This window comes from Neisseria sp. P0021.S005, assembly GCF_051956955.1.
In genome coordinates, this window is record NZ_JBQCWY010000656.1 from 1 (window position 1) to 1710 (window position 1710).

At 48.8% G+C, this 1710-nt stretch carries 1 protein-coding gene and 1 pseudogene; both read right to left on the minus strand.

Going from position 1 to position 1710, the window contains the following annotated elements; all coding sequences use genetic code 11:
• A pseudogene (locus ACTHUE_RS17985) lies at nt 1-262 on the minus strand (META domain-containing protein); the annotation flags it as partial.
• Between the two features lie 70 nt (nt 263-332).
• Nucleotides 333-1490: a trans-sulfuration enzyme family protein gene (locus ACTHUE_RS17990; RefSeq protein WP_070712351.1), complete on the minus strand. Its 1158-nt coding sequence runs from the start codon at nt 1488-1490 to the stop codon at nt 333-335.
• Nucleotides 1491-1710: the final 220 nt, after the last annotated feature.

The window sequence follows — 1710 nt, forward strand, 5'->3', positions numbered from 1 at the left end:
CTTGAAACATCATACCGTTGCAACCCATATTGCCATAAGCCTTAGGCATTTTGCTGAAATCCAAATAGGCGTTTTTATCTGCCAATTCTTTTTCAGTGAATTTATTGAAAGCGACAACACGCCATTTGGCGGCTAAAGTAGGTTGCGCCGTTTGTTGAGTTTGTACCTGCGCTTTAGAGGCTTGTCCAGGCTGAGATGCTGAAGGAGATGTACAAGCTGCCAAAACCACCATACTCATCAATGCGCCGAATAATGTTTTCATATCTATTCCTTAATTATTGCTAAAGGCCGTCTGAAAAACCATTCATCTTCAGACGACCTTTAAGCCTTATTTACAAAGTTGTATCCAATGCTTTGGAAATATCGTTCCAAATATCGTCCACATCTTCGATTCCAACCGAGAAACGCAGCAGGCCGACTTTGATGCCCATTTCCATTTTCACATCATGCGGCACGCCGCTGTGGGATTGGGAATAGCAATGGTTGACCAGACTTTCCACGCCGCCGAGGCTGGAAGCCATTTTGACCAGTTTCATGTTTTTAATCACGCTATCGGCCGCTTCACGCGTATCGTTTTTGAGATAAACCGTAACCACGCCGCCGATACCTTTGGGCATTTGTGCTTGGGCGAGTTCGTAATGTTCATGAGACGGCAGGCCGGGATAGAACACTTTTTCAATGGCAGGATGAGCTTCCAAACGGCGTGCGATTTCGAGTGCGTTTTGGCAATGGGCGTTCATGCGCAGAGCCAGCGTTTTAATACCGCGCAACACCAGCCAGCAGTCCATCGGGCCTGCAATCGCACCGGTATGCACCATCATGTCGTGCAAAGGCTGAGCCAGCTCTTTGGTTTTGGCAACGACTATGCCCATCAATACGTCGGAATGGCCGCACAAATATTTAGTAGCGGAATGGAACACAAAATCGCAACCCATATCCAACGGCTGTTGCAGATACGGCGTGGCAAAGGTGTTGTCGATGCCGACCAGCGCACCGGCTGCTTTGGCTTTTGCGGCAAGCGCTTTGATGTCTACCAAGCGCAAAAGCGGATTGGACGGCGTTTCCAGCCAAACCAGTTTGACATTGTGTGCTTTGAGCAGCTCATCCAAATTATCCGGATTGCCCAAATCGGCAAAAACAACGTTCACACCCCATTTTTGATAAACATCGACCAATAAATCATAAGCGCCGCCGTAAATATCTGCGACGGCGACAATGGTATCGCCCGGGCGCAGGAAAGTACGCCACACGGCATCAATCCCCGCCATGCCGCTGGAAAACGCAAAGCCGGCCGCACCGTGCTCCAAATCGGCAACGGTATCTTCCAATACCTGACGGGTCGGGTTGCTCAGGCGCGAGTAGCGGTAAGGCACATTTTCGCCAATCTCGTGCAACGCAAACATACTGTTTTGATAAATCGGCGGCATTAGCGCACGGTTGTGTTCGTCGCAATCGTAGCTGGAATGGATGGCTTTCGTGGCGAATTTCATTGGGTCTCTGCCTATATAGATGTGAATAATCGAAGATTTTATCACTATCTGAAAAATAGAAACAATCAATGCAGGCGGATAAAGCAAGTGATATAATCTCGCATTTGCAAATCGGCCGACACGAGCCGATTCCCTCCACACGCATCTCAACAATCCTATCATGAAGGACATACCACGCATGAACGCCATTGCAGACGTGCAATCCAGCCGCGATTTACGC

Bases quoted from the DNA above. Each gene is read 5' to 3' on its own strand.
- ACTHUE_RS17990 (WP_070712351.1), bottom strand. From the start codon at position 1,490: ATGAAATTCGCCACGAAAGCCATCCATTCCAGCTACGATTGCGACGAA.